Genomic DNA, 23,069 nt, shown 5'->3' with positions numbered 1-23,069 from the left:
ACTAATCTTCCACCTCAACCAAGAATACCTTCTCTTTAAACCCACCACGCTTCTCTTCCTTTTCCCGACGAACCTCTTCAACTTCTTCTATAGAAGATCCGTGGTACCCTGCTAGCGCCCGAACAATTTCCAAAAGATCCGCAAGCTCCTCTACAGCTCCCTCATTCGTCTCTGCTGCACAGTACTCATCAAGTTCCTCATAGCTCTTCAACTTAAGATATTTTATGTAATCTTCATCACTCAAAACTTTATAGGTATACCTCTTTCCTGTTCCTTCAATTATTTGCGGAATCTTATCCCTGACTAGCTTGTTGTAAACCGGCATTAGCATTCCTCCTAAAAAAACAGTCAATCAACCAGATACCTAAACAATTTCACGCGGTCACTTTTAAACTCCTCAAAAGTTACTGCCTGCACCATGCCTGCCTTCAATATCTCCACAACTTCACTTTCCCTATCAAAATTAACCGTCGCATCTTTAATGGTGTACTTCGCAACGCGCTCTGCCTGATCCATTCTTTGATCATCCAGCTCAATATGAATTTGATCAGACACTCGCCTTAGCATCTGCCAAACAACCTTCTCTTCTTCGGATTTCATGAACAACTCCGGTAATTCAGTAGAGTTTTCCAGACTTCTTAAGGTGGTCAGCATATAATGAGCAAAGCCATAACCTACAGGCACTATAATATTCTTCAACCTTGACCAGTGTTCAACTGAAAATGTTACTGTGTCTCCAGAAAGCTCCACATCACTCACCTTGCCATAGCAGACAAAACCGTTTTCCATGCCGACTTCTTTTGTTAGGTAGAGTGCAACATACCGAGCCTCCTGCCAACCCTTTCTTAAAACAGAAGCAGCTAGCGAGTACTTGGCTGATTTTATAGCTCGCGCATATTGCTCCTCTGATGAAACCACTCCAACCAGTACCTTCTCCTCCACGCTCTCCTGCCACTTTTGCAAAGACCCTCTTGGTAAAATGCCTTCCTTCTGAATATCCTCAGGACTCTTATCAATGAGATTTTCAATAAACCGTTCCACAAGGTCGGTGGTATTCGGCAAGAAAGGAAGTGCTCCAATATTCACTTTCCCAATACTTTTATAGAAGTGATGATCCTGGTAGACCTGTTCTTCGTTCCATGGAAAAAGGACATAGGCGCCGAATGCAGTTCGCTCGTAAGGTCCGTTATGCTCGGAAACTATAGAGTCCCGATATCGGTGCATCGTGTTAATGTCTTCTTCCATTGGACCAGGAGCGCGATATTTCTTTCCGTAGTAGCTACCCTCTAGCGCGAAGTCTATTCTATATTTTGCATCAAAAACATAGTTGAAGGTGTAGCTTTCTCCTTTTTTCTCAATGCTGAGCATTGTATCTGGAACTTGCGCAATGGTCGGAAGATTGCCTTCGTATTTTTGATAGGTAAGGGTAATGCGCTCTTTGGTAACTGGATGCTTAAATACACGCATTGCTTTGCGGCTACCTTCCATACTTACATGAAGGCCTTTTCTGTCCACTTTGATGATGTCCTGGCTTATCATCTCGTACTTCTTATTGAGAATTTGACCTAATTTTAGATAAGTCCAGTACTCGTAAAGCGTTGCCACGTCCTTCACTGACATTTTGTACATGCCATTTTGTAGGGCTAGGCCTTTGGAGACGGTTAGGTAGATCTGATAGGCATCACGGTAGCCAGGTGCTAGCTGCATGACGAGACTTTGAACGGTTCTATCTGGTAGTGTAAGTTCTCGCCAGAAAGGGTTGCTAAGTTTCCTTGTGAGAGAGCGCTTCATTCCCTCTATGGTTTTTACTAACTCAGGGTCTTGATCCGACTTGTTCCAGCGATTATTTCTGAACCTAGAAAGTAAGTCTTCGAGTTTACTAGTGAGCCGCGTCATCATCCATTTCACAAAACGGTTTTCATGTGTATGGAAGGTGATTTGCTTATTAACGGTCATTCCTTTACTCGGCATAAATTGTTTGTCCCCAATTGGGATGCCATGGCTTACTTCTTGGAAAAGGTGGCTGTTCTTCCGCAAATAATTTCGTCCTTTTGCATCGAGCGATTTAATTCGGTCTCCTCTGACTATTTCATGGGTCTTGACTAGCTTATGATGAGGCTGCCGCTCAATTTGCTCGACAGCTTTTAGGAAAGCGTCAAAATAAACCGTGATCAAACGGAAAAATTCAGCAGGAGATGGTGAACCTTCTAATTTCGTTTGCGCACTAAGGAATGTTTTCTTTAAAAAGTGAAAGGCCAGATTGTAGATCTCATCGTTCACTTCCTCTAAAAGCTTCTGGTAATCCTCCTTATAATTGAGCTTAGTCGGGAAAACCTCCATCGTTACCTCAAGCAAAGTTCGTTTTCCCTCTCTAATCTCAAATGTAGAATAGCCGATTTCATTTTGAAAGTGTAAATTTCCTAGCAAAACATAAGACTGTCCAAATTCCACGCGGTCAATCGCGTTCCGAAAAACTGGATGCTCATGATAGAAAGTCAATTCCTTACCATTTTTGGGAGACACCATAACCGTGTACACACCATTTTCAAAGAAGATCGGACGGTGGGTGTGAAGGTCTACCAGCTCCAAAGTTTCAACATCAAAAACCTTTACCTCTTCATGGTCCCCTACTACCCTGAACTGCATTTCATCGTGGAAATCAAGATTGCGATATTGCTGTAATCCGATATACCGCTCATGATAAGGCTTTCCTTTAATCACCAAAGAAAAGTCGGCAGTTTCAATCTTGACCAATTCCACATCACCTTTAGCTAATCCAGAAAGAGGTAAAGCCATCGTGCGTTAACCTCCTATACATCTCCACAAGTTTTTCTGTGCTACGCGGATACTTGGAGAGCTTGATGTACGCCGTATAATCCTCTATGTCCTCTGATAACTCTTGGTTGGTAAGGAGTTTAAATAATTCCTTTATCGTGTGTTCGACTCTACTGTCACTACCAGAAATTCGCGGTAAGATTTTCTGAACTAAACAATAATCAAAAGCATCCTCCTGCGAAAACAACTTTCCTTCCTGGTTATTGGCAAGATACATGCAGATTTCATCACGAACACGGTAACCAACTTGCGCGCCAAGTGGCTTTAGAGCTTCGTTAATTCCGACTAACATCAAAGAGGTCTCCTTTATTAACTCCATATGCTTGGAGGCGAGGTCTTTTAGAAAAAGATAGTCAGCACGAAGCATACCATTTTCAATATTCTTCGGATCCATAGCTTCAGTGGTCCCTTGCAAGAAGTCCAAATAATCCAACTGCACACGATTAAATTCAATGGTGTTCGCACGATCTAATACCTTTTTGCTAAAAGGGTGAGTTGTTTCATCCATATTAACCGTACCAACAATGTACATGTTCTCAGGAAAACCAATAGACCTCCCCACCATTGAACTGTTCAAAATCTCCGAGGAAACAATCTCCCCATCCTTCCATTTCCTACTCTCCATCACACTAAGCAAATCACTAAAGTAATACTCTACACGTGCAAGGTTCATTTCATCTAAAAGAACAAAATGAGGCTTGGTTGGATTATCGAGAGCCTTTTGCATCACTTTCGTTAAAGGCCCTTCCACAAAATCACCTTTAATATCCTTATAGCCAATTAGATCAGAACCATCGCTCCAGTCCGGTCTCACAGGAATTAAAGTGATTTGCCCATTTTCTTCGGTTGCACCAACACTTTCAGCAAACCACTCAATAATTTTGGTTTTCCCTGTTCCAGAAATACCTGAAATAATGACAAAGGGTTTTGTCTTTAAAGATAGGAAAAGATTAATTATTTCTTCCTTTTCATAATAGAATCCCTTAATTTTTATGTATTGATAAATGTGTTCCACAAGTGCCTGATTGCTCAAATAATCAGCCTTTGGCATGGCGATAACTTTAGGTGGATCAGTTGGTTTATAGTTAATACCTTCATTTAAACTAATAAACTCCTCATAGTACCTCACCATTTTTTCTAGGTCTCCTACTATTACCTCTTCAGAAGGGAAATCCTCCAGCTTGTATTTCACATACACTGCAGTAGAGACAGCATAGTCTCTTGCTCGTTTGGAAGGTCCAAGATAGATGTTATCATCCTTTTGAAACCGGTCATCCATCCCAATTTCACTTCTAATAGCCTTTTTAATTCTTAGCATTTCTTCCTTGGATGTTTCCGTAACACCCTGCGCAAACGTCAGGTAGAGCTCCTGCAGATCCTCACTAAACAAATATCCAATGTAGTACCCTCTTTGAGTGGAGATGGTAACCTTCTTATTCATTATGGCAATCCAAGGAACACTAGCCCAGTTCCCTTGGCCAACGGAGCCAGTTACTACATATTGGCCATTAACAAACGGTAGCTTTTTTAGCTCGTCTGTAATATCGTTACGTACGAAGGAACCTAATTCATGCCCTCCAAAAGGTTGGGTTTTGGCTTGTGGGTAATTGTTCATGATATGCAAGAATTGATCTCTTAATCTAGTACTCACTGTGTATTCCTCCAAAGTTATCTCTTCTATAGGTACCCAGTTACTATTTATTACTTCTAGTTTTTCTAGCCACATTAGGAGATTATGTGTTCGTTCCTTAGCAACCGACTCCACCATCAAATTTTCACCCTGAGAGTTGCGTACAATTAGCATTCCTAACTCAATAAGAGCAACTTTCTTTTCGTTTTTGGGGTAAGCTTCTAAGAGCTGCAGAACAAAAAGAGCTATCTGAAAATATTCTTTTTCAAGTACAAGGTCTTTAATAAATGCTAGTTTATGAGACGAGGCCTCATAGGCATGGAATTTCTCACTTATTTGATTTGCATCATTTAACAAACCGAGAAGCCTTAAATCCTGCCTTGCTCTTGAAAGAATTCTATATTCGTTATCATTTTTTGCTTGTTTGCTTAAAGCTAGAGGATCATAGGTACCCTCTGTGACATGATCTAAAAATCGCATTACCTTATGAAATTGTTCACAAGGAAGCTGATCCGTTTTAAATTCTTTAAGCTTTATCTTCGTTCCAGTTGTTTCTTTCATTACTTCTATATATGGAAGCTTTGCAAACAAAGCCATTATAAAGGAGGATCTACCTCTAGTTTTGGTGAAATCATTAGACGAAACCATTCTTCTTTGGATAAATTCTTCCCATGCGGTGGTTAAGAACTCGAAAGGGATGTATGCATGAGGATCAGTGACTTCATTATTTTCAAATTTTCTTCTGGAAGCTTCGGATTCTACATAAATTCCGTTAGAATCAGTTCGGACTATTTTATTTGGTCGATTGGAGGTTAATGTGTGGATGGTATTAACTTTGTTTAATAGTTCGAGTAATATTTTTGTTAGCAATTATGTAATCTCCTTCTCCTATTTATCTCTTATTATCATTTTCGACAAAAAAACAACATTTCCCTGCTATAAAGGAGAATCAAGTAAAAAAGGCTGTATGACAGTCAATTTCCACTGACTTTTCAAACAGCCTCTAAAATATATTAAAACGGCACTTCCATTGCATCTCCATACACATAACTTAAAACATCTACATCATACTCTCCATACTGTGAGTCCAAACGGTTACCATCAAAACGGTGTCCGAATACTTCCTCGACTATAATCTCCATGCCTCCCTCGGCATAAGCTTCTAGCTTTTTACGAGCCTTTAAACGAAATTCAGAACCTTCAAAGGCTTCGATGTTCTTACCAATTTCAAGATCACTTAAGATGATAGAATAAGCCGTTGCTTTTTGCTTAGAGTTTAAATAGTTGGTACGGAACTCTCTTCCTTGCTCTCCAATATTCTTTTGGCGATCTTTTTTGAATCCAATGCTTGCACAAAGCAAGAAAAGATCCTGGTACTTGATATCGTACTTTTCCTTAAATTGAATATAGATCTCTTCATATTTTTTACTCGTATATAAGATGGCTTGGTCCATTAAAAAATCCATGATTTACCCCCTCGTTGCCATTGCTTCCTTAATATTCATTGGTACTATTTTAGAATGACCTGTAGTAATCTGGTCCAGCTTGTACCATTTACCTAATTTGTTTGTAGATTTAAAACGCATTTCCTCTGTTTTAGATAACTCTGTATCTGTCAAAAGAAGAATCCATTGAGACGTTAGGTTAGGTATGTTATCAATTAAATGGTCACGGTTGTTACCGCTAATTCTTCCAAATGGAGTATCCATGAACAACGGGAAGTTGATATCCGCAGAACCACCAGATGCTACTTTAGCTAAGGAAGTGATAAAGGATAGTGCTACTACCTGCCGTTGACCTTGCGAAATATCCTGCGTGATATCCACGCCATCCCAACCGATAATATTAATCTCGTATTTTTCATTAATGTCAATTCGATTAATAAGTTCCTTATCTTTACGGTCGATTAACTCCTTGAAAATTAAGGTTGTTTCAGTTGTTAACTTATGTCTCATTTCATCACTGTACTCATTGAATACTTTTCCAAAATTGTCTTTTAAATCATCAATGATTTGTAACACCTTGGCGTCAATACGTAAACTTTCATTCTCACGTAGTAATCGATTAAAGGCCTTTTCCTGAGCCTCTAAATCTTTCTCTTTTTGTTTGATTTGAGATCTTAGGCTTTCGATTTCTACCCCAAGTGAATGTAACATTTCTTTTTTACTTTGTAAGGTAGACTCAAGCTGTTTTAGGTTTTCTTGCTCCTGGGCTTTACCTTGAATTTCTGCGTTAAATTGTTGAAGCTGCTTATCAATATCATCAATTCCTTGTTTAATTTCTCTAAATTCAACAAGCTTTTGATTAATGACATCCATGATCTCTTCTTCTTCTAAAGAGAAATCATGGATGCCAGAAGAAATAAGGGAGATAAGCGGCGTTAACTCCGAACGCTTGTAATTTTGTCTAAGCTGTTCAATATGATGCATGTTTTCTTGATGTACTTGTAAATCGTTATTACAGCATGCACACGTTTTGTCACGTAATGACTTTTCAATGACTTCAATTGGAATTAAATCCTTTTGGTCCACTAGGATTTGATCTAAGTAGGATTTCACAGATGAGTAGCTTTCCTTCATCACAAGGTTAAATCCGTTGCGAACTAAGTCGTTTTTTATTTCCGCTTGCTTGCTTTTAGCCAGTCTTTGCTGCACACTCTTTTTCTCCTTGGTTGCTGTGTGCTTTTCCTGAATTCGTCTTACATCTTCGTTTTCTGCAAGTTTGCTTTCAATCTCTGCTATTTCCTGCGCACATGACACTTTATTGCTTTCTTTCAATTTAATGCGCTCTTCCATGTTAGTAATTGAAGTCTTTAATTCGTCAATTTCATTTTGTTTGCGAGTTAAATCTAAGTTTTTAGAGCCATCAAGCACACGTTTTTTTTCGGAGCTTTGAAGCTTCTTAAGGATGGAAATCGCATTTTCCACTTTATCAATTTGAAGCAGCTTTACAATTCCGTTTTTAACTTCCTCTTTTACCTTTGTATCACTCTTTGCTAGTGTTTCGATTTTTTCCGCATCGAACAGGAAGAAGTCCTTAATGCTTTCATGAAGGATTTCATTCATAGTTCTAGCAATTTCATCTTTATCTGTTATTGGATCTGCAGAGTAGTTTCCTAGAGAATCAACAATGTTTAATTCTGTTTGCTGGATGCGTTCTTCAATTTTTTCTCCAGTTTTAAAGCCGACTACTGTTCTATCTAAAATATATTTCTGACTATGATATTCAAAAGTAACTTTTACTTTTGCTTCAACAGGCATATTTAAGTTTTCTTCCAGAGCAAGGAAGTTTACCAAGTGAATTCTTTCTCGAGGATTGTCCTGCTGTATATGTGTGCTGCCGTATAAACCAAACATAAGTGCACGGAAGATACCGGTTTTCCCTTTTCCATTCTCTCCAAAAATAATGGTAATATTTTTATCACCATGGGAAAACTCAATAGTCTGTTCTCCATAAAACTGTCTAAAGTTTTTCAACGAAATCTCTAATAACTTCATCAGGCTTCATCCTCCATAACAATCTCACGAATCTCTTCACGTAGCATGGCTTCAATTTGAGTATTAGATTTTTTTCCAGCTTCAACTTCCTTTAGCAATAATTTTGCTAAATAAGAAAGGTCGCCTGAGAACCCTTCAATCTTTTCGTTTAAATCTTTATTAATTCTCATTCAAAAACCTCCATTTTTTTAAACTCTCGATATACTTCCCAAGGGAGCTTGTCCATCAAATACTCTAACGAATATTTTTTTAACTCTTTTCCTACCACATCACGCGCATTAAAGTTATTAATAGCATATCGTGAGAACTCTGCGAATCTAGGCAATTCCTTGGATGCAATAGATTTATACATTTGGTCACTTGCATTACTAGGAAGTACAATGAAATCATAAATTTGTGCTAAGTTTTTATTGGGATACTTCCTTAAGATTCGCCCTCTTCTTTGAACAAATTCCCTAGGATTAGATGTACTTGCAAGGAAATACGCAACCTTTGTACTTGGTACGTCCACCCCTTCATCTAGACATTTAATTGCGACCAAAATTTGAATAGAACCAAGATCGAAGGCTTCGAGTATCTTCTCTCTTTCATCAAGAGGTACCTTAGAATCAAAGCGGTGCACTCGATAACCCATGCTGGAAAGTTCGCCCGTTATAGTGTTTATTTCACCTGGTGCGCAGTAAACAAGCGTATGAGAAACCTCTTCCTTCTCCTTTCCAGCAAAGATAGAAAACAGCAGCTCTTTTTTACGTTCCGCTTTACTTATAAGTAAGCTTCTTTTACGATTAACTTCACTAATTTCCTCTTTGTTCGCTTTTTCATCACTATATAAATGGATCAGACGCTTTGTCAGTTTCTCAAAGTCACCTATCTCTTCATCTGTCATATCCACAACATATGGTGTGTATATATATTCTGTTAAGGCACCATTATCAATTGCCATTTTCATATCATATTCATATACAGTCGATCCGAAAAATTCTTCGATGTAACTGGTCCCTTCCTCATCCCACCAACGATCAGGAGTAGCCGAAAGTCCCAGTTTCGCCTCTATGTCTCCAAACATGTTATCCCGTAAACTCTTAACGCCAAAATAGTGACATTCGTCAGCAATTAAAAAACTTTTCCCTCTTAACTTCGCGATGAGTTGGTTGAATTCTGGAGAGGAAGCTGTTTTGTAAGTGGTAATGGCTACATGCTTTTCAATAAGGCCTAAGTTAAAATCTCTTACATCTGTTTGAAGTTTGTGCACCCACGATTTTTTTGCACCAAAGCAATTCGTAATATTTTTATAAGTCATATCTTGACAATTTTTCTCCCACTGACCAACTAGGTGTGTGAAAGGGACGATGATTATAAGAAATATTCTCCCTCTTTGTTGAAAGAACTCATTGGAAATTAGTAAACTAGTAATAGTTTTTCCTGTTCCAGTTGCCATTTCCAAAATCCCACTCCAGTTATTGTTTACCACAGCATCAATCGCTTCCTGTTGATATGGACGCGGCTTAATTAATTGTTTAGGCGGCTTTATGGGTGTCCCCCCCTTTTTATATGCAATGATCGTTTCTTTCAGAATATCCGGAATTTCGACAATGGTTAATCCGTTGGTTTTATCACTCCACAGATTCTCGAAATCCACAACCATATCTTCAATTCTCTCCATATCATTTTCACGCCAAAATACATCTATCTTTTCAAAATTATTTTGCATACCGCCAACTGTTTCATTAGCTGAGCCTGAAAATGCAACACGGTTCCCTTGTTCGTCATGAAAAATACCAAACTTCTCATGATAAAGGCTATTATTATTTGTAAAAGCAACCTTTATCTCCAATTTATTTTGATAAATAAGCCAGGCCAAAGTATTGAGAGCATCTTCTCGAATGGATTCCTCACTCATTTCAATTTGGCGTAGCAAAGCCCGTGAAATCACATCGTACTTCGCTTTATAACCCAGTTCTATTGCATCTACGTCCTCGTATGTTAGATGAGGATTCACAATCATTCTAATGGTGCCTTCCTTTTCAAAGAAAGTTTCCAACCCTTTTGCTATTAAGCTTAGACTGTTACTTGTAAAGTATCCAACAGCCCGGTCGTATTGAGAAGCCTTATGCAGGCATTTATCATAAAAGTCTGTATGAATCTTGTCATTATCCGACCTATATTTATATTTCAAATCTACTTCTTGTAACGACATTTTATCAGCCTACCTTAATGTAACTATTCCTAAACTATCTACATTGACAAGGTTATCGACATCCTTCAATTCGTGAGGAAGTACTTTGTTGTATACACTTTCCTGCTCACGGAGGATACCTACTTCCACTAAGAAATCATATACTTGAGATTGATGCATGTTACCTTCATATTTATTTTTCAACACATAGTGAACTAATTCTTCAAATGATTTTAAAGGACTTTCCTCTTTTACCAACACTATTTTATCGTAGCGATAATCACTCATTATCTTTGTAATTTGACGATAACCATTTTTCAAAAGGATGGTTTTCATCAAATATGGATTCCAGCGATAGTCTATTTGCGGCAGCCTTCTTTTATAGCCTCTTATTTTACTTAATGGAACATATGCTGATTGGCCTTGAAATTCTTCCACTAACTTTAACAATTCATGTACTGCATCTTCCGAAATCTGAAACTTATTCCCTGGATAGAGCTTATCTATATCGATTTCTACAAAAAGTTCGCGATCCAAAAGTCTCTTAAGAATATTAGAGGCCATAACATCCTTGTAGCCAAATTCAACCACAAAGGTATGCAACTCTTTCCTTGCGGTTTCTTCTTGAAAATGGTGGACCACCACCTCTTCAATACTTGTAAAAGTACTGCCTTCCATATAAATAAAGTTTGTATGTCCTCTAAGCTCAGGCATAATAATTTTGAGAATAGAGGAAAGTTTCCACGGATCATCTACACCCTTTTGACTGATAATCTGAGAAAGGGAAGGACTAAACATTATTTCCCTATATAAAATACCAGTTGTTGTAAATCCATCCTTTAGCATTGCTTTTGTTATGGAAATCAGTCCCTCTATTTCTACATCCGTTAAACCAATTCTTTCAAACGAAATAACTTGATTTCTACCCCATGGTAAAATACTCCTTGATGCTGATATCCCCAAATCAATTTTATACATTTGCCATAGGAGCTTTTCCTGCAGCTGGTTTTTATCGCAATAACCACCTAATGAATTTATTGCTTTTAACAAACTTTCTTCCACTGACAATTTATCTGTGTTGTCTTTAAAAATATTTAATGTATTTCCTTTACCAATAACATACTTTTCGTCCAAGAAATATCGTACAAGAGAATATAAGTGAAGTTTAGTACGAACCTCTATAAAGCTTAATTCTACTTTAAATTTTTCAAAAACTTCTTCTATATTTACAACATTAACCTCATCAAGCCGTTCGGATAAATATTCATCTACTTTGGTAATAATGGATTGATCAAATTTTTCTGGATCAAACCATTTAAAGGTAGAACGATCAACTAACATAATATTTGGACAGTCTCTTAACCGTGCATCAATTCCTCTTACAGAAGATTCAATTTTATAATTCAAGTGTTTAAATGCCAATTTCCGTAAAAGTTCTACTTCCTCTTCTTCTATACGAAGTGGCTTTTTAATATAATCTTTAAACAGAATTTCTAAGACATTAGGAAGACTGAATTTTGTACGGGAGTATAATTCACCATAACGATTGAACCCATAATTTTCTATTAATTTTTCAATCAAAGAAGTTGATGGTTCTTCTACCCCTATTTCCTCCAACGTTTCTTCTAGCAAAGACTTATAATCTTCTAATGAGAAGATTGTTGGTAGATCTTCAAAGAATTCATCTAATGCTTCAAACTTCATTTTCTTTTCTGAATTGAAGAAAAAAGCATCAAGCTTTTCAAAATAGATAATTTTTGTATGCTCCTGTTGTAAAATTTCTATTAAAAATGAGTTTTCTCTTCCAATAACGTGAAGTAATTCATCCTTTGAAATATATGTCTTGGTTTGGGAAACTAAGGAAACAACGGTATAAAATGAAATATTATCTAAAATCCGTTTTATTTTTTTTAAAGTTTTCCCTTCAATTTGGCGAATCCTTTCCCTTGTCACTGAAAAATGCAGTCCAGTTTCTTCAAGTGTTAATTTTTCTTCAAATCGAAACTTTATAATTTTATACTCGTTATCCTTAAGTTCTTTTGAAAGTTTTTCACCAACGTTTTCAGGTTTTATTACATTGGTTAGCTTCCTTTGAAGATTCATTATTATTTCACTATCAAAGTCAATAATTTCTACACGTTTTTTCCCATTTAGTTCTCCTAGTGTGATCGGACTCTCTGTTTTCACTTCAAATTTAAAAGCCTCAAGGATATGTATCACCTTTAATTGCTTAAGATCTTCATAAAGTTCACAGATTGTAAAATCTACTTTTTGATCCTGCCATTTACCAGTCTCATACTCTTCCATAACTTCCAATACTTCTTTGAACCTCTTGTTCCCGACTCCAGGTGTCTTCCTGAAATTATCTATGTGAACAGACTGTATATCACCTACTGTTTCAAGATTGTTTATAGAACAATAATTACGAAATATATTAAATTTATTTTCTGCGAATACCTCCACAACAGGAACAGATCCAGAATACTTACTTACCAAAGCGGGTTCTTCTTGGTTTGGCAAATCACTTCTGCCCTTAAAGGTTCTAGTTGACAAACAATAATTTATTTCTTCTAGCATTTCACGAACATCTGTAACTTTCTTCATACCTACACCATTAGACTGTGCATAATTCTCAATATCCTCTTCTGTTATTTCATGTATAAACTTTATTTGTTGTTTACGACAATATCGCTTAAAGGAAAGATATTTATTGAGTTCAAAAATGTGATCCACTGTGAAGCCATAGTTTCCTTTTTCATCTTTTACCACTGTCGTTTCACTCAATTCATCATCCTTATATACAATAGGAGAACTTGCACCCTGATCTGTATCTTCATTCGTGTCTCCGACTATACTGAACCCGACCTTTTCAAACTCCTTCTTCACTATATCCAAATTAATACTGGCATTTAAATGAGTGAACCTCTGCAATGGAATCTTATGAAAAAACAGATCACTCTCCACATTGAACCTATTAAACATTCCCACAATCCCCAAGAGTTTAAGATCGAGGTTTTTATAAGCTACTCCATCGCTCGTAACCTCTAAAAAACTAGATAGTTTATCTGAATAGTTTGGCAGTAAATTATTGCTCTTTACTGTATGGAATGTAAAGCCACGAATAGCTAATTCATCCATAAGTACCATAAATTCTGCTCGATTGCTCTGGAACAAGGCTCTAAAGTAATCGATAGAAAGCTTGTTCCCTTCTATTTTACACTGCTTAATGAACTTTCTAATACGTTCACTTTGAATCTCCTCTATTTTATCAACAATAGTTGGCAGCTTAATATAATCTTGCATCCTATCCCCACACCTAACGTAAAAAAAATGTTATAAAATTGTAATATAACTATTATTGTATCAAAGTTATCTTAATTCGTTTAGATCAAAATATACAAAAATAGTAAAAAGAGCAGTCCAATTTATGGATCGCTCTTTTTACTATTCTATATTTAAAAAGATACATACAATTTCAATTAGCTATGGTAAGCAAAAGAATCACTTACTACTCTCAATCCTTTTGTCTCTATTCCCAACACCTACTAACATATTCTCTTTCTTCCACCTTTCAAAATAAGAAGTAAACTCCGACTCCCCAGAATAAGAAATACACAAATACTCCTTCGCCCTTGTCATCCCAATATACATCAACGACACTTCCCGCTCCTTATCCTTCTCAAGCGGGAATGGCATGGTATCCGCTTTCACAATAAACACTGCTTGGAAATCCAGTCCTTTGCTACTGTCTATTGTGCTAATTTTCACTGTCTCTTCTTCTCTATTAAAAGCTCTTTTGCTGGCTTCGTTTTCTGTTATCCATCTTGCGGGGATGCCTTCTTTTTGGAGAGCTCTTTGAATGGTACCGATTATGTCTGCTTTATGTGTTCTTTTAACTCGATATAGAATGAGCATTTCAGAATACGGAACTTTCCGCACTTGGTGAAGCTGTTGTATTTGCCTTGCGATAATCTGCATTTCTTTTGCAAAGCTTTCTGCTTTCAAGATGGCTGGTTCTGGGCCTTTACGTTTCGTGCTTTTCGGTGAGATAATCTCTACGCCTTCTGTTTCACCCACTACCACCTTGTTTTGTAGCGAGGAATTCTTTTGAAAGAACTCCCAAGCACAATCCACAATTTGAGAGGTGTTTCTGTAATTGATATTCAGTATTTTCGATCTACCACGGAAATCCAGACCTGTGTCCTTGAGATAGCTTCTTTTTCTTGGGTAAATTGTTTGAGCACGGTCTTCTACAAGAAGTAGAGCTTTGGTGTCAGGGTTTAGACATAAACTGACGAGATGCAGCCAGCTTGCTTCAAAGTCCTGTCCTTCGTCAATAAGTATAGCGTCATATCTAGGAGCAATTGCTTCTCCTTTCTCTAACTTCTCGATATATGTATCGATGATTCCCTCACTCATCTTTAGGTCATTTTTCAACCACTGATGAAAGTTTCTCACTTCAATATTCCTAGGAGTTGGCTGGATCTGTATTTCCCCATCACCAAAATGAAAGTCAAATAGATTATCAGGCTCCAACGCCATAGCTCTTACTATTTGCGCGATATTTTGGGAGAGTGATATGTTATAGCACAAAATCAAGATTTTCCAGTTAGGGTTCTGTTTTGCGAGCATCTTTGCTCTACTCGCCAGAATAATGGTTTTCCCGCTGCCTGCTACTCCTCGAATAAGCCTGTTTTTATCTCCGATTTGTTTAGCCATGTTCTCTTGGTGGAAATCCATTGTTTTGATATCCCTTAAAGATAGAAGCAGCTGATCCTGGTAAGGAACAGGCTCTTTAAATTCAGCACCAATCCGGACCTCTGGAAACAGATAGTACCTAATCGTATTAATTTCTTCATATGTAAGCGGCTCTCTCAACCTGAAAGGTACTTGGAACATGTTAATTAATTTCTCGGCAAGCACTTCCTCCGAGAACTCCCCATAATCCGGATCTATCTCTTCCCGTGTAAGCATGCTGTCCGGATCAATGATAGAATAGATCCCGTCCTCTAAAACCTGCTTTTGGTTGAGACGTGTAAAAACTACGCCATAGCCATAAGGGAATTTTAATTTAAACTGATGTTTCCCTTCCGTTTGGATCAGATTCTTATCCTTCTTCAACACATCATTTATCTTAAACACGTAATCTCTTGCCTGTTTAAGCGGACTCTTCACACTATGAAGATTTCCCCCAGTATCTCTGATTGTCCACTCATCCTTATTCAACTGATACAATGTATTTCTAGTATAATCCTTTACCTCGAGCACAATCAGTCCGAGATCAGGACCAATAATCACAAAGTCCGGCCTAGTCCCCTGGATCTCCGGTTCAAAATACACTATATAATCATCCGGCAAATACTCCTTCAAAGTGCGGAACAAAATCCTCTCACCAGAAGTAGCACTGCTCCTAATCGTTTCCGGAACTGTAACGGCCATCCTTTTCACCTACCGACAAAATATTACTTTTATTATAACAAAAGAACTAGTGATTTTACATAAAGTTACATAAATACAAAGAAGGTGCTCTTATGTATTACTGAGCACCTTTTTAAATATATTATTGTCTTCATAGTTTTTCGCAAATTAAAGTATAGATTTAGAACTAGTTTAAGTGGTAATATGGTTCACCGTAACGTTGGATAGGGTAAATTAATTATTAGTAACTGCTTTGAAAATAAAAGGAGACGGGAGTATATCATCCTCTCCTTCAATTACAAACCTTAAAATGAATGAACTTTCGTAGTATCTCCTATTAATTCCTTAATAGAATTAAGCTGGTCAATAAGGTCTTTTTTAACGTCCCTTTCAGGGGTCGCTACTATTATCCCATCATCATTAAAAGATACACTATCTCCATCAACCTCGGTAGAAGAAGTGCCATGCCTTTTATTTTTGTCTCATCCCAAAATAGAACATCACACTCAAATGGAAAATACTTATTAGCCTTCGACCAAAAATGTATTGAACAATGAGTCTTAACACCTGTACATAAGCACTTTTCTCCATAAGCAGGAATAGTAAGATTACTACTACCAATTATTGCGGCAATTGGTTCTCCTTCTTTAACTTTTATTGCAACTTTAGCATGCCATTTATCTTGTACTTCCCTATAAGCATCTACATTATATAAACCTGTAGTGCTACCATAGGTCCTCAAGTCATTTACAAAATGTTGATACTTACAAGCATTACAATACCCACTTTTTGGTTTTTACAACTACCAAAAGTTACACCATTCTTACAGTCACCCATCGAGCGCATTCCCAAAGTTGTTATCTTTGACCCTTTTAAGCCTTTAAAACCGTGGCTAACATATTTCAAAAACATTGGATCATTTGTTATTTGAGTAAGTGTTCCAGAACACAGATATAATTCCTCTCCTTGAATAGCACTTAATTTTAATAGTACTTTTCTAAATAGACTATTATTCTCTGTTTTTCTCAATAATACTGCAATTTTCATTTCCATTAATCCTTCAATCATTATCTGCAATTATTTAATTTTTTTAAGCTCCTAGATATAATTTCTTTTAATTCGCCAATATCTAATACATCATCTTTTTTTCTATGTATCATTCGATGACAATTTGAACAAACAGGAATCAAGTCATTCGCTGGATCAACATCTGATTCTCTTCCTAAGGTGAACAGTGGTTTTAGATGATGTATTTCAATGAAGTCTTTTCCTCTCTCACCATAAACCTCTTTAAAGTTAAATCCACAAGCCTTGCATGAAGTACCATGGATTTCAATCGCTCTTGCTCTATTTACAGGATTGCGTTCATATCGAGTGCCGAAATACTGAATTATCTTTCCATCCCTATAATAAGAATCGTCTTATGACTTTTCAGCATCTATATCGTGTTTTACTATCAAGTCAAGAATACGGAAACGTTCTTCCTTAATCATCGAATCTAAACTATTTACAGTTTCCTTCTCCCATAACTCTTGTCCTTGTCTGTCTGGTTTAAAATGTACCATGGTAACATCAGTTGGGTTGATTAGTGTAAATTGTTCTAACAGTAATTGAATACCTTTTATTTTAGCAGGTGTTAGCAATTGCTTTTTTGATCTATGTTCAACAGTTCTTTGTTTAATAAGCTTGTCATTTTCCAGTATTAATACATGGTATCGAAAGGGACCTTGTTGTTGGGTTTCCAAAAAATCCTTTACAGTTAGTATGTAATACTTCGTTTGATTCCCTTTCAAATAATCCTTAGCTTTAAGGATTTCGTCAAGATTAATCGTATTAGAATTGGAACTCCCACTGTTTGATTTCATTGCAAAACCTTTTCGTAAAAAAGTGTCCCAATCGTGGCAATCGAAAACTTTCTCTTCTTGTTCCTTATAAAATCCTTCCCATTCTGAATAAGGTATGTTGGGATAGCCCATTTGTGCTGCCACCCAGGTGAAAAAACCGTCCCCAGGAAGCTTAGTTTTTTGATTTACTACTATAGCTGAAAGGGAGGAAAACCATACTGTATACAGCGGTTGGTTATCTCTCCTAATGGTTCATTTAAACGAATTGGGGAAATTATACCCCCTAGTTTATTGCTTATTTGATTGTACTCTATTACCTGACCTATCTTCGCATATTCGATGATTATTTGACTAATCCTCTTTAGTATAGTTTCGTTCACCATCATCTCTCCTTCAAAATAGCATTATATACCTGTGCTAAATTCATATGTTAGACTGATGTACTTAGTTGCTCTTTTACCCATGGAATAATTCCTATTAGTTGATCAATATCCATTTCTTCAATAAATGAATCAATATAAATAATTGGTAATGGTGACGGTAAATCATAATAATTTAAATTTTTATCGTCTCTTGTAAAGCTAAACTATGATACATTTTTGATATATTCATTTAAAAAAATGAGTCATTTTAAAAAAATCATGTTCTCCTATATCAGAAAGCAAATGAGAAACAGCCCTAAAACTAAGGAATCGTGTGCCATTATAGGGCTTAAATTCTCCAAGCATTTATTTATTCCCTTTATATTCCACGAATATTTTTTACATCTTGCTATAAATCTTAACAACCAATAAAAAGAGCAGCACTCAATACTTGATTCAGGCTGCTCTCCTTGCATAATAAAACAATTACCATTATTCATTTAAGCATATGCTATTAAGAAAATCATTAACAGAGGCAATAATAGCTTTCCTAAATTTTATTTGTTAGTCCATGACTTTCACTTTATCTTCAATAAAATCAATTTCACTTTGGGTTAATCCGTACTTCTTATACAATTGCTGATCAATTTGAGGAATATCTTTTGACCAGTCGATATCAGAATTATGTGTAAAATCTTGAAGAGGTATATATGCCCATTTAGATGGTGGATTATCTTGTGTAATTTTTAGAATTCCCAACAGACATCTTTCAATAGACTTTTGATTACGTAGATTTAATAGAATTTTTTTTGCCTCATCAACAGAAGGAACTCCTTTATTTCCTTCCATACTCTCATTTTGTAGTTCCCAAACAATTGAACTTAAAGCAATTTCTTCTGCTTTTTGAGTAGTTTCTGCACAAATTACTGATAAAGCCATAATGACGTATGGTTTTTGGCCTTTTTTCCTTGGTTGAAATGACTGACGATATTGTTGGACGATTTCTGCTCCGTTTTCATCACTCATAAATTGTCCGAAACTATAGGCTAAACCGTTTTCCGCCGCAAAATCCCCACTTTTTCTACTTGTACCTAACATCCATAGATCAGGACTAATCTGCGGTATCGGAGAAGCCTTTACTACGGTCCCTTCATTATCTATGTATTTAATTAATTCATATACTAAATCAGGCATTTTATAGACATGTTGCAAATAGTTATCCGATAATGCATTTGTTGCTTCAGCAGGACCCCCCGGTGCCCTTCCAATTCCAACATCAATTCGATTAGGAAATAGAGTGGATAACATGTGATAGGTTTCTGCTACTTTATACGGCTTATAGTATGGCAATAAAACTGCTCCAGAGCCAATTCGTATATTTTTTGTATTTGCCCCAATATACCCTAACATTACCTCGGGCGCAGAGCATGCAAGCCCTGGCATTGCATGATGTTCAGCAATCCAATAACGGGAATATCCTAATGTCTCCCCTATGCGTGCGAGATTCATTGATTCCTGTAGTGCTTCATATGCCGTTTGATTAGTTGAAATGGGAGACTGATCTAAAATGCTTAATTTCATAAGATGAAAATCCCCTTTTCTATTATTCCACTTCTTTCAAAGTCAGTTTATATTCACCAATTTGCCCTTTTTCGTATAGATTCGTAATTGATGTTGAATATTCTTGAATCGTTCCGCGGAACTTAAGATGTCTCTCGAGTACGATTACATCAAATGTTCCTTTGTATAATAACGTTGCTATATCATGGTAGTCTTCACTTGTAACATAAAAAGTAAACGATATCTGAGTTTTACCTTCTATCTTTTTTTCATCATATCGTGTGATATTAATTTTAGTATCATTTAGTTGGATTTCTGTAACCATTTCTTCATCGTCCCTTTCTAATAGATAAAACCGCCCCGTTGCTTCCGGATTAATGGTGATTCACTTAGGTGTTCTATGAGATTTTTTTATGTTTTCCTCATGAATTCTTTCACTTTTTTGATCGCGATAGGCAAATGAGTGTCGCTTTAATAATTTGATTTAACACTACATTCTCAGAGAACTCTTCATAAACCACTGCAACTTTCTTATTAACCAATGTATTTTTCTTTATCGTAACATTGATATCAATTTTCCCCTTAATAACATTGGAAGTCTCTTCAACACTAATATAATCTTTACATAATCCTCCGCGAATCAAAACAGGTATACCAATCGATAAAATTTTTGCGTAAAGCTCTTTGACGTTCTCAAACTTTTCTGTCCCGATTTGTTTATACTCAGAAAGATTTAGCGTTTGATAAGCATAGGAAAGCATATAGTATATATTACGGATTGGAATATTATTATTTCTCTCCATCGTAACAACCTTTTAGTCGTTCAGCCCAATCGTTTGCATTCTGTTCATCATCAAACCAATACTCGGATAGCTGTGGAATAATCTCATATTCGATTACTTCCTCTATACGATTTGCAGTATCTACTTTATAAGCATCACCTACAAAGTAGCTATGCCCAATTTGAAAGCCTGTCAGGTTAATAGCATAATAGGAAGTACATAGGTAAGTTATGTCCATCTAAAATAACCGCTCAACTAGAATACTGGGTTTTTCTTCGAGTCAAATATTTAAGACAAGGAAGCAGAGAACCGTCACGCTGCTTCCATCTCTATCTTTACGAAGCCCCCTTAAATCGTTCTGCAAAACCTTTTATACAAAATAAGCGCCCATCCTTGAAACAAGAATAGCGCCTGTTATATGATATGGTGTCTTTCGTCTATAAATTTAGAGTGTCGCATCCAATTTCTTCATGACTGAATTAGAAATTACATACACATTACCAAAAATGTCGATTTTATCTCCCTTTGCACGTACAGCGCAATCTTCATTTGACGCATATATGTCCATATCATAGGATAACGGAGACAATTCGCTTAGTACCTGATCAGTGTTATTTTCTAAGTCATAATGAGATAGGACGGAAAAATCGTCAAGGCCGACTCCAGAGTAAATAGAGCTTGTTTCCGCTTCAAATCCAAGTTCTTTCGAGCATAGCCATTTAGCGGACATATTGATTGCACCAGCGCTAGCTCCGATCACAACTGCTTTTCTTTGTTTAATTGACTCCGACAATTCATATTCCATCAGAAAATCATTTTGTTTTACCGGATTTCCGCCCAATAAGAAAATGACGGAAGCCTTCTGAATCAATGTTTGGGCATCATCCTTCTGTACCTGAAAATTAATTAAGTGATACTCATCAAATGTAATGCCGGCCGCGTCAAGCCACGAACGTTCCGTAGCGCCAACCTCCTCATAAATATCTGGATTTGAGCTAATCATGGCAATCGACTTCCTATCCGTAATATCCTCCTGTAACATCCTAGCCAAAGTCTCAGGAATGAAATTACTGAACCAACCTAAATAATAGTGTGTTTTCATAAGTACCCCCGTATTCTATTTTCTTTATCTAGAGCTTTTCCTAACTTCTTATTACTTTCGAAAAGCTATCACACATTATGAAAAAAGGGATGTGTATATTTCTCCAATAATCCCTTCCATTTGATGAACGCCTAACTCTGCATTCGTCATAATAACGGCACCTTTTTCCGCGGGGAGATGTAAGACCATCATACTTTGGAAACCTACTCCCCAACCGAGTGAGCTAATTTCCAGTTCCTTTTCGCCACTTTCAAGAAACACACCTAATCCCGTCCAGCTTTTACCCAATTGTGGGGTTATCATTTCTTTTGCTACTCTTTTTGAAATACCAAGCTTACTTTTTCCCTTTAATGCATTCATTAACTCCATAACTAATTCAGCTAAATCCAAAGAAGTTGTCCATAGTCCAGAAGCTGCTGGATAAGGATAGATTGGATATTTCTTCTTTACTATTTCCCCGTTTTTATGGTGACCACAAGAAAATTTATCTTTATTGATCCCCGACATTTTTGGACTAAACAGGCTGTTTTTCATTCCCAGTGGTTCAAATATGAACCTATCTACTACCTGATGAAACTGTTGTTTCATTACATCTTCTATCAATTTCTGAATAATACAATAGCCTGCATCGGAATAATGGAATTCGCTCTCTGGCTCATATTGAACTTGAATAGACCCTTTGCAATAAGGGGATCTTCCCTCTAATAAATCCCTCATGGAAGGAAAGCCGATTTCTGCATTCAGTTCAAAAAAACTATCTTTAGGGTCCTTAATGCCAGATTGATGGCTTAGCAGGCTTCTTAGCGTAACTTTTTTGTTTTTTGTATATTCATTTTCAGGAACTTTCCATGTAACAAGCCTCTCATTTACATCTTCATCCAAATCAAGATACTTTTCTTCTACCAACTTGATCACTAACATTCCAGTTAAGAATTTACTAATGGAACACGCACTAAAGACGGAATTATCATCTACTTTTCTATCACTATTCACTTCAAGTAAACCATAGTTTTCGATTCCGCTAACATGACCTTTTTCAAACAATGTAATACTTAAACCGCTCACCTTAAAATATCTCATTCGTTCTTCCATTTCGATGTTTTTTAGTTTCACTATTCTCCCCCTAGTTGTAGACAGTTTCATTATGGAAAAGTATATTTAGTCCCTTATGCTAAAGAAATAAATAAACATAGTATGAAAATAAAACCCGATAACGGGGTCATAAAAAGTCTTTCTTTTTTACTTTGAGATATTAGGTTTGCTATCGTATTTAATCCAAGGAAAATCGTAATGACCCAGACTAATATATTTGTAGATAAGAAATCTAAACTATTTAACACATTAGTATGCTGCAGAAAAACCAAGCCAATAAATAGGAGAATCAAAGCATTTACCGCACTCATAATTCGTAATTTTTTTGGCAATACTTTATAGTATCCCCCCATTGCAAATTCACCCAAAGGGTAGCCAAGTGAAAGTAACACCTGAAAAACAGCTACCGACATACAAAAAACCGCGACAGTTATGGAAGCTATGTAGACAAAATCCAATTATGTTACCTCCTCCTAATTCCTTTTTCTAATCAATAGGTGGAGAACCGTTCCACCTATAATGAAGATAACCGTTCCAACAATAAACTTTACATTTGATACACCTATTCCTACAGTATCTTCGGTTCTCTGTTTTATCTCATTGACTGTCCACCAGTCATCTATGGAAGATTCATATATTGCAAGGTATAGCCATATTAAATAACAAAAGAAAACCAATAAAAAAAGACTAATTTTTCTATTCATCGCTTCACTATGTATGGAACAAGCTTAATCTTGATTGTCCTTTTCTTTATTTTGGATATACATCTTA

General features: G+C 36.5%; 19 protein-coding genes. All 19 read right to left on the bottom strand.

Going from position 1 to position 23,069, the window contains the following annotated elements; genetic code table 11:
• Position 1 precedes the first annotated feature (1 nt).
• Positions 2–325 (bottom strand): nucleoside triphosphate pyrophosphohydrolase, encoded by a 324-nt coding sequence (locus EKQ44_RS17800; RefSeq protein ID WP_237664899.1) that lies wholly within the window; start codon positions 323–325, stop codon positions 2–4.
• 23 nt (positions 326–348) lie between these two features.
• On the bottom strand, positions 349–2,796 hold the full coding sequence (locus EKQ44_RS17795; RefSeq protein WP_237664898.1) for a restriction endonuclease-like protein: 2,448 nt from the start codon (positions 2,794–2,796) through the stop codon (positions 349–351).
• Complete coding sequence (locus tag EKQ44_RS17790) at positions 2,768–5,335, bottom strand: MrcB family domain-containing protein (RefSeq protein WP_237664897.1); 2,568 nt, start codon at positions 5,333–5,335, stop codon at positions 2,768–2,770. The genes EKQ44_RS17795 and EKQ44_RS17790 overlap by 29 nt, the downstream gene beginning before the upstream one ends.
• 143 nt (positions 5,336–5,478) lie before the next feature.
• Positions 5,479–5,931, bottom strand: coding sequence for a hypothetical protein (locus EKQ44_RS17785; RefSeq protein ID WP_237664896.1), 453 nt, complete (start codon positions 5,929–5,931; stop codon positions 5,479–5,481).
• Between the two features lie 3 nt (positions 5,932–5,934).
• Positions 5,935–7,962, bottom strand: coding sequence for an AAA family ATPase (locus EKQ44_RS17780; protein ID WP_237664895.1), 2,028 nt, complete (start codon positions 7,960–7,962; stop codon positions 5,935–5,937).
• A complete protein-coding gene (locus EKQ44_RS17775) occupies positions 7,962–8,132 on the bottom strand; it encodes a hypothetical protein (RefSeq protein WP_237664894.1) in 171 nt (56 codons plus the stop codon). Before EKQ44_RS17775 ends, EKQ44_RS17780 begins: the two co-directional genes overlap by 1 nt.
• A complete protein-coding gene (locus EKQ44_RS17770; RefSeq protein WP_237664893.1) occupies positions 8,129–10,159 on the bottom strand; it encodes a DEAD/DEAH box helicase family protein in 2,031 nt (676 codons plus the stop codon). Before EKQ44_RS17770 ends, EKQ44_RS17775 begins: the two co-directional genes overlap by 4 nt.
• A gap of 9 nt (positions 10,160–10,168) precedes the next feature.
• Positions 10,169–13,441 carry a sigma factor-like helix-turn-helix DNA-binding protein gene (locus EKQ44_RS17765; RefSeq protein ID WP_237664892.1) on the bottom strand — a complete coding sequence of 1,091 codons (3,273 nt, stop codon included), beginning with the start codon at positions 13,439–13,441 and terminating at the stop codon, positions 10,169–10,171.
• Between the two features lie 198 nt (positions 13,442–13,639).
• Positions 13,640–15,577 carry a 3'-5' exonuclease gene (locus tag EKQ44_RS17760; RefSeq protein WP_237664891.1) on the bottom strand — a complete coding sequence of 646 codons (1,938 nt, stop codon included), beginning with the start codon at positions 15,575–15,577 and terminating at the stop codon, positions 13,640–13,642.
• A gap of 726 nt (positions 15,578–16,303) precedes the next feature.
• Positions 16,304–16,603 (bottom strand): hypothetical protein, encoded by a 300-nt coding sequence (locus EKQ44_RS17755; RefSeq protein ID WP_237664890.1) that lies wholly within the window; start codon positions 16,601–16,603, stop codon positions 16,304–16,306.
• 20 nt (positions 16,604–16,623) lie between these two features.
• Entirely contained in the window at positions 16,624–16,887 is a 264-nt protein-coding gene (locus EKQ44_RS17750) for an HNH endonuclease (RefSeq protein ID WP_331254672.1), read from the bottom strand.
• Between the two features lie 90 nt (positions 16,888–16,977).
• A complete protein-coding gene (locus tag EKQ44_RS17745; protein WP_237664889.1) occupies positions 16,978–17,544 on the bottom strand; it encodes a hypothetical protein in 567 nt (188 codons plus the stop codon).
• A 782-nt stretch (positions 17,545–18,326) separates the two neighbouring features.
• Entirely contained in the window at positions 18,327–19,343 is a 1,017-nt protein-coding gene (locus EKQ44_RS17740) for an MsnO8 family LLM class oxidoreductase (RefSeq protein ID WP_237664888.1), read from the bottom strand.
• A 22-nt stretch (positions 19,344–19,365) separates the two neighbouring features.
• Complete coding sequence (locus EKQ44_RS17735; protein WP_237664887.1) at positions 19,366–19,647, bottom strand: DUF3219 family protein; 282 nt, start codon at positions 19,645–19,647, stop codon at positions 19,366–19,368.
• A gap of 109 nt (positions 19,648–19,756) precedes the next feature.
• Positions 19,757–20,125 (bottom strand): 5-methylcytosine restriction system specificity protein McrC, encoded by a 369-nt coding sequence (locus tag EKQ44_RS17730; protein WP_237664886.1) that lies wholly within the window; start codon positions 20,123–20,125, stop codon positions 19,757–19,759.
• Entirely contained in the window at positions 20,112–20,342 is a 231-nt protein-coding gene (locus tag EKQ44_RS17725; RefSeq protein ID WP_237664885.1) for a hypothetical protein, read from the bottom strand. The genes EKQ44_RS17730 and EKQ44_RS17725 overlap by 14 nt, the downstream gene beginning before the upstream one ends.
• Before the next feature lie 207 nt (positions 20,343–20,549).
• Complete coding sequence (locus EKQ44_RS17720) at positions 20,550–21,206, bottom strand: Type 1 glutamine amidotransferase-like domain-containing protein (protein WP_237664884.1); 657 nt, start codon at positions 21,204–21,206, stop codon at positions 20,550–20,552.
• Positions 21,207–21,281: 75 nt separating this feature from the next.
• Entirely contained in the window at positions 21,282–22,319 is a 1,038-nt protein-coding gene (locus EKQ44_RS17715) for a serine hydrolase domain-containing protein (protein WP_237664883.1), read from the bottom strand.
• A gap of 53 nt (positions 22,320–22,372) precedes the next feature.
• Positions 22,373–22,756 carry a hypothetical protein gene (locus EKQ44_RS17710; protein ID WP_237664882.1) on the bottom strand — a complete coding sequence of 128 codons (384 nt, stop codon included), beginning with the start codon at positions 22,754–22,756 and terminating at the stop codon, positions 22,373–22,375.
• Between the last annotated feature and the right edge of the window lie 313 nt (positions 22,757–23,069).

This window comes from Sutcliffiella horikoshii (genome assembly GCF_021991925.1).
GTDB classification, from domain to species: domain Bacteria; phylum Bacillota; class Bacilli; order Bacillales; family Bacillaceae_I; genus Sutcliffiella_A; species Sutcliffiella_A horikoshii_F.
This window is presented reverse-complemented; position numbering and strand designations above follow the sequence as displayed.

Coding starts and splice junctions, on each gene's coding strand:
- EKQ44_RS17780 (WP_237664895.1), bottom strand. CDS start 7,962: ATGAAGTTATTAGAGATTTCGTTGAAAAACTTTAGACAGTTTTATGGA.
- EKQ44_RS17795 (WP_237664898.1), bottom strand. CDS start 2,796: ATGGCTTTACCTCTTTCTGGATTAGCTAAAGGTGATGTGGAATTGGTC.
- EKQ44_RS17735 (WP_237664887.1), bottom strand. CDS start 19,647: ATGGTTACAGAAATCCAACTAAATGATACTAAAATTAATATCACACGA.
- EKQ44_RS17785 (WP_237664896.1), bottom strand. CDS start 5,931: ATGGATTTTTTAATGGACCAAGCCATCTTATATACGAGTAAAAAATAT.
- EKQ44_RS17720 (WP_237664884.1), bottom strand. CDS start 21,206: ATGAAAACACACTATTATTTAGGTTGGTTCAGTAATTTCATTCCTGAG.
- EKQ44_RS17760 (WP_237664891.1), bottom strand. CDS start 15,577: ATGGCCGTTACAGTTCCGGAAACGATTAGGAGCAGTGCTACTTCTGGT.
- EKQ44_RS17725 (WP_237664885.1), bottom strand. CDS start 20,342: ATGGACATAACTTACCTATGTACTTCCTATTATGCTATTAACCTGACA.
- EKQ44_RS17770 (WP_237664893.1), bottom strand. CDS start 10,159: ATGTCGTTACAAGAAGTAGATTTGAAATATAAATATAGGTCGGATAAT.
- EKQ44_RS17755 (WP_237664890.1), bottom strand. CDS start 16,603: ATGAAAATTGCAGTATTATTGAGAAAAACAGAGAATAATAGTCTATTT.
- EKQ44_RS17730 (WP_237664886.1), bottom strand. CDS start 20,125: ATGGAGAGAAATAATAATATTCCAATCCGTAATATATACTATATGCTT.
- EKQ44_RS17765 (WP_237664892.1), bottom strand. CDS start 13,441: ATGCAAGATTATATTAAGCTGCCAACTATTGTTGATAAAATAGAGGAG.
- EKQ44_RS17740 (WP_237664888.1), bottom strand. CDS start 19,343: ATGAAATTAAGCATTTTAGATCAGTCTCCCATTTCAACTAATCAAACG.
- EKQ44_RS17775 (WP_237664894.1), bottom strand. CDS start 8,132: ATGAGAATTAATAAAGATTTAAACGAAAAGATTGAAGGGTTCTCAGGC.
- EKQ44_RS17800 (WP_237664899.1), bottom strand. CDS start 325: ATGCCGGTTTACAACAAGCTAGTCAGGGATAAGATTCCGCAAATAATT.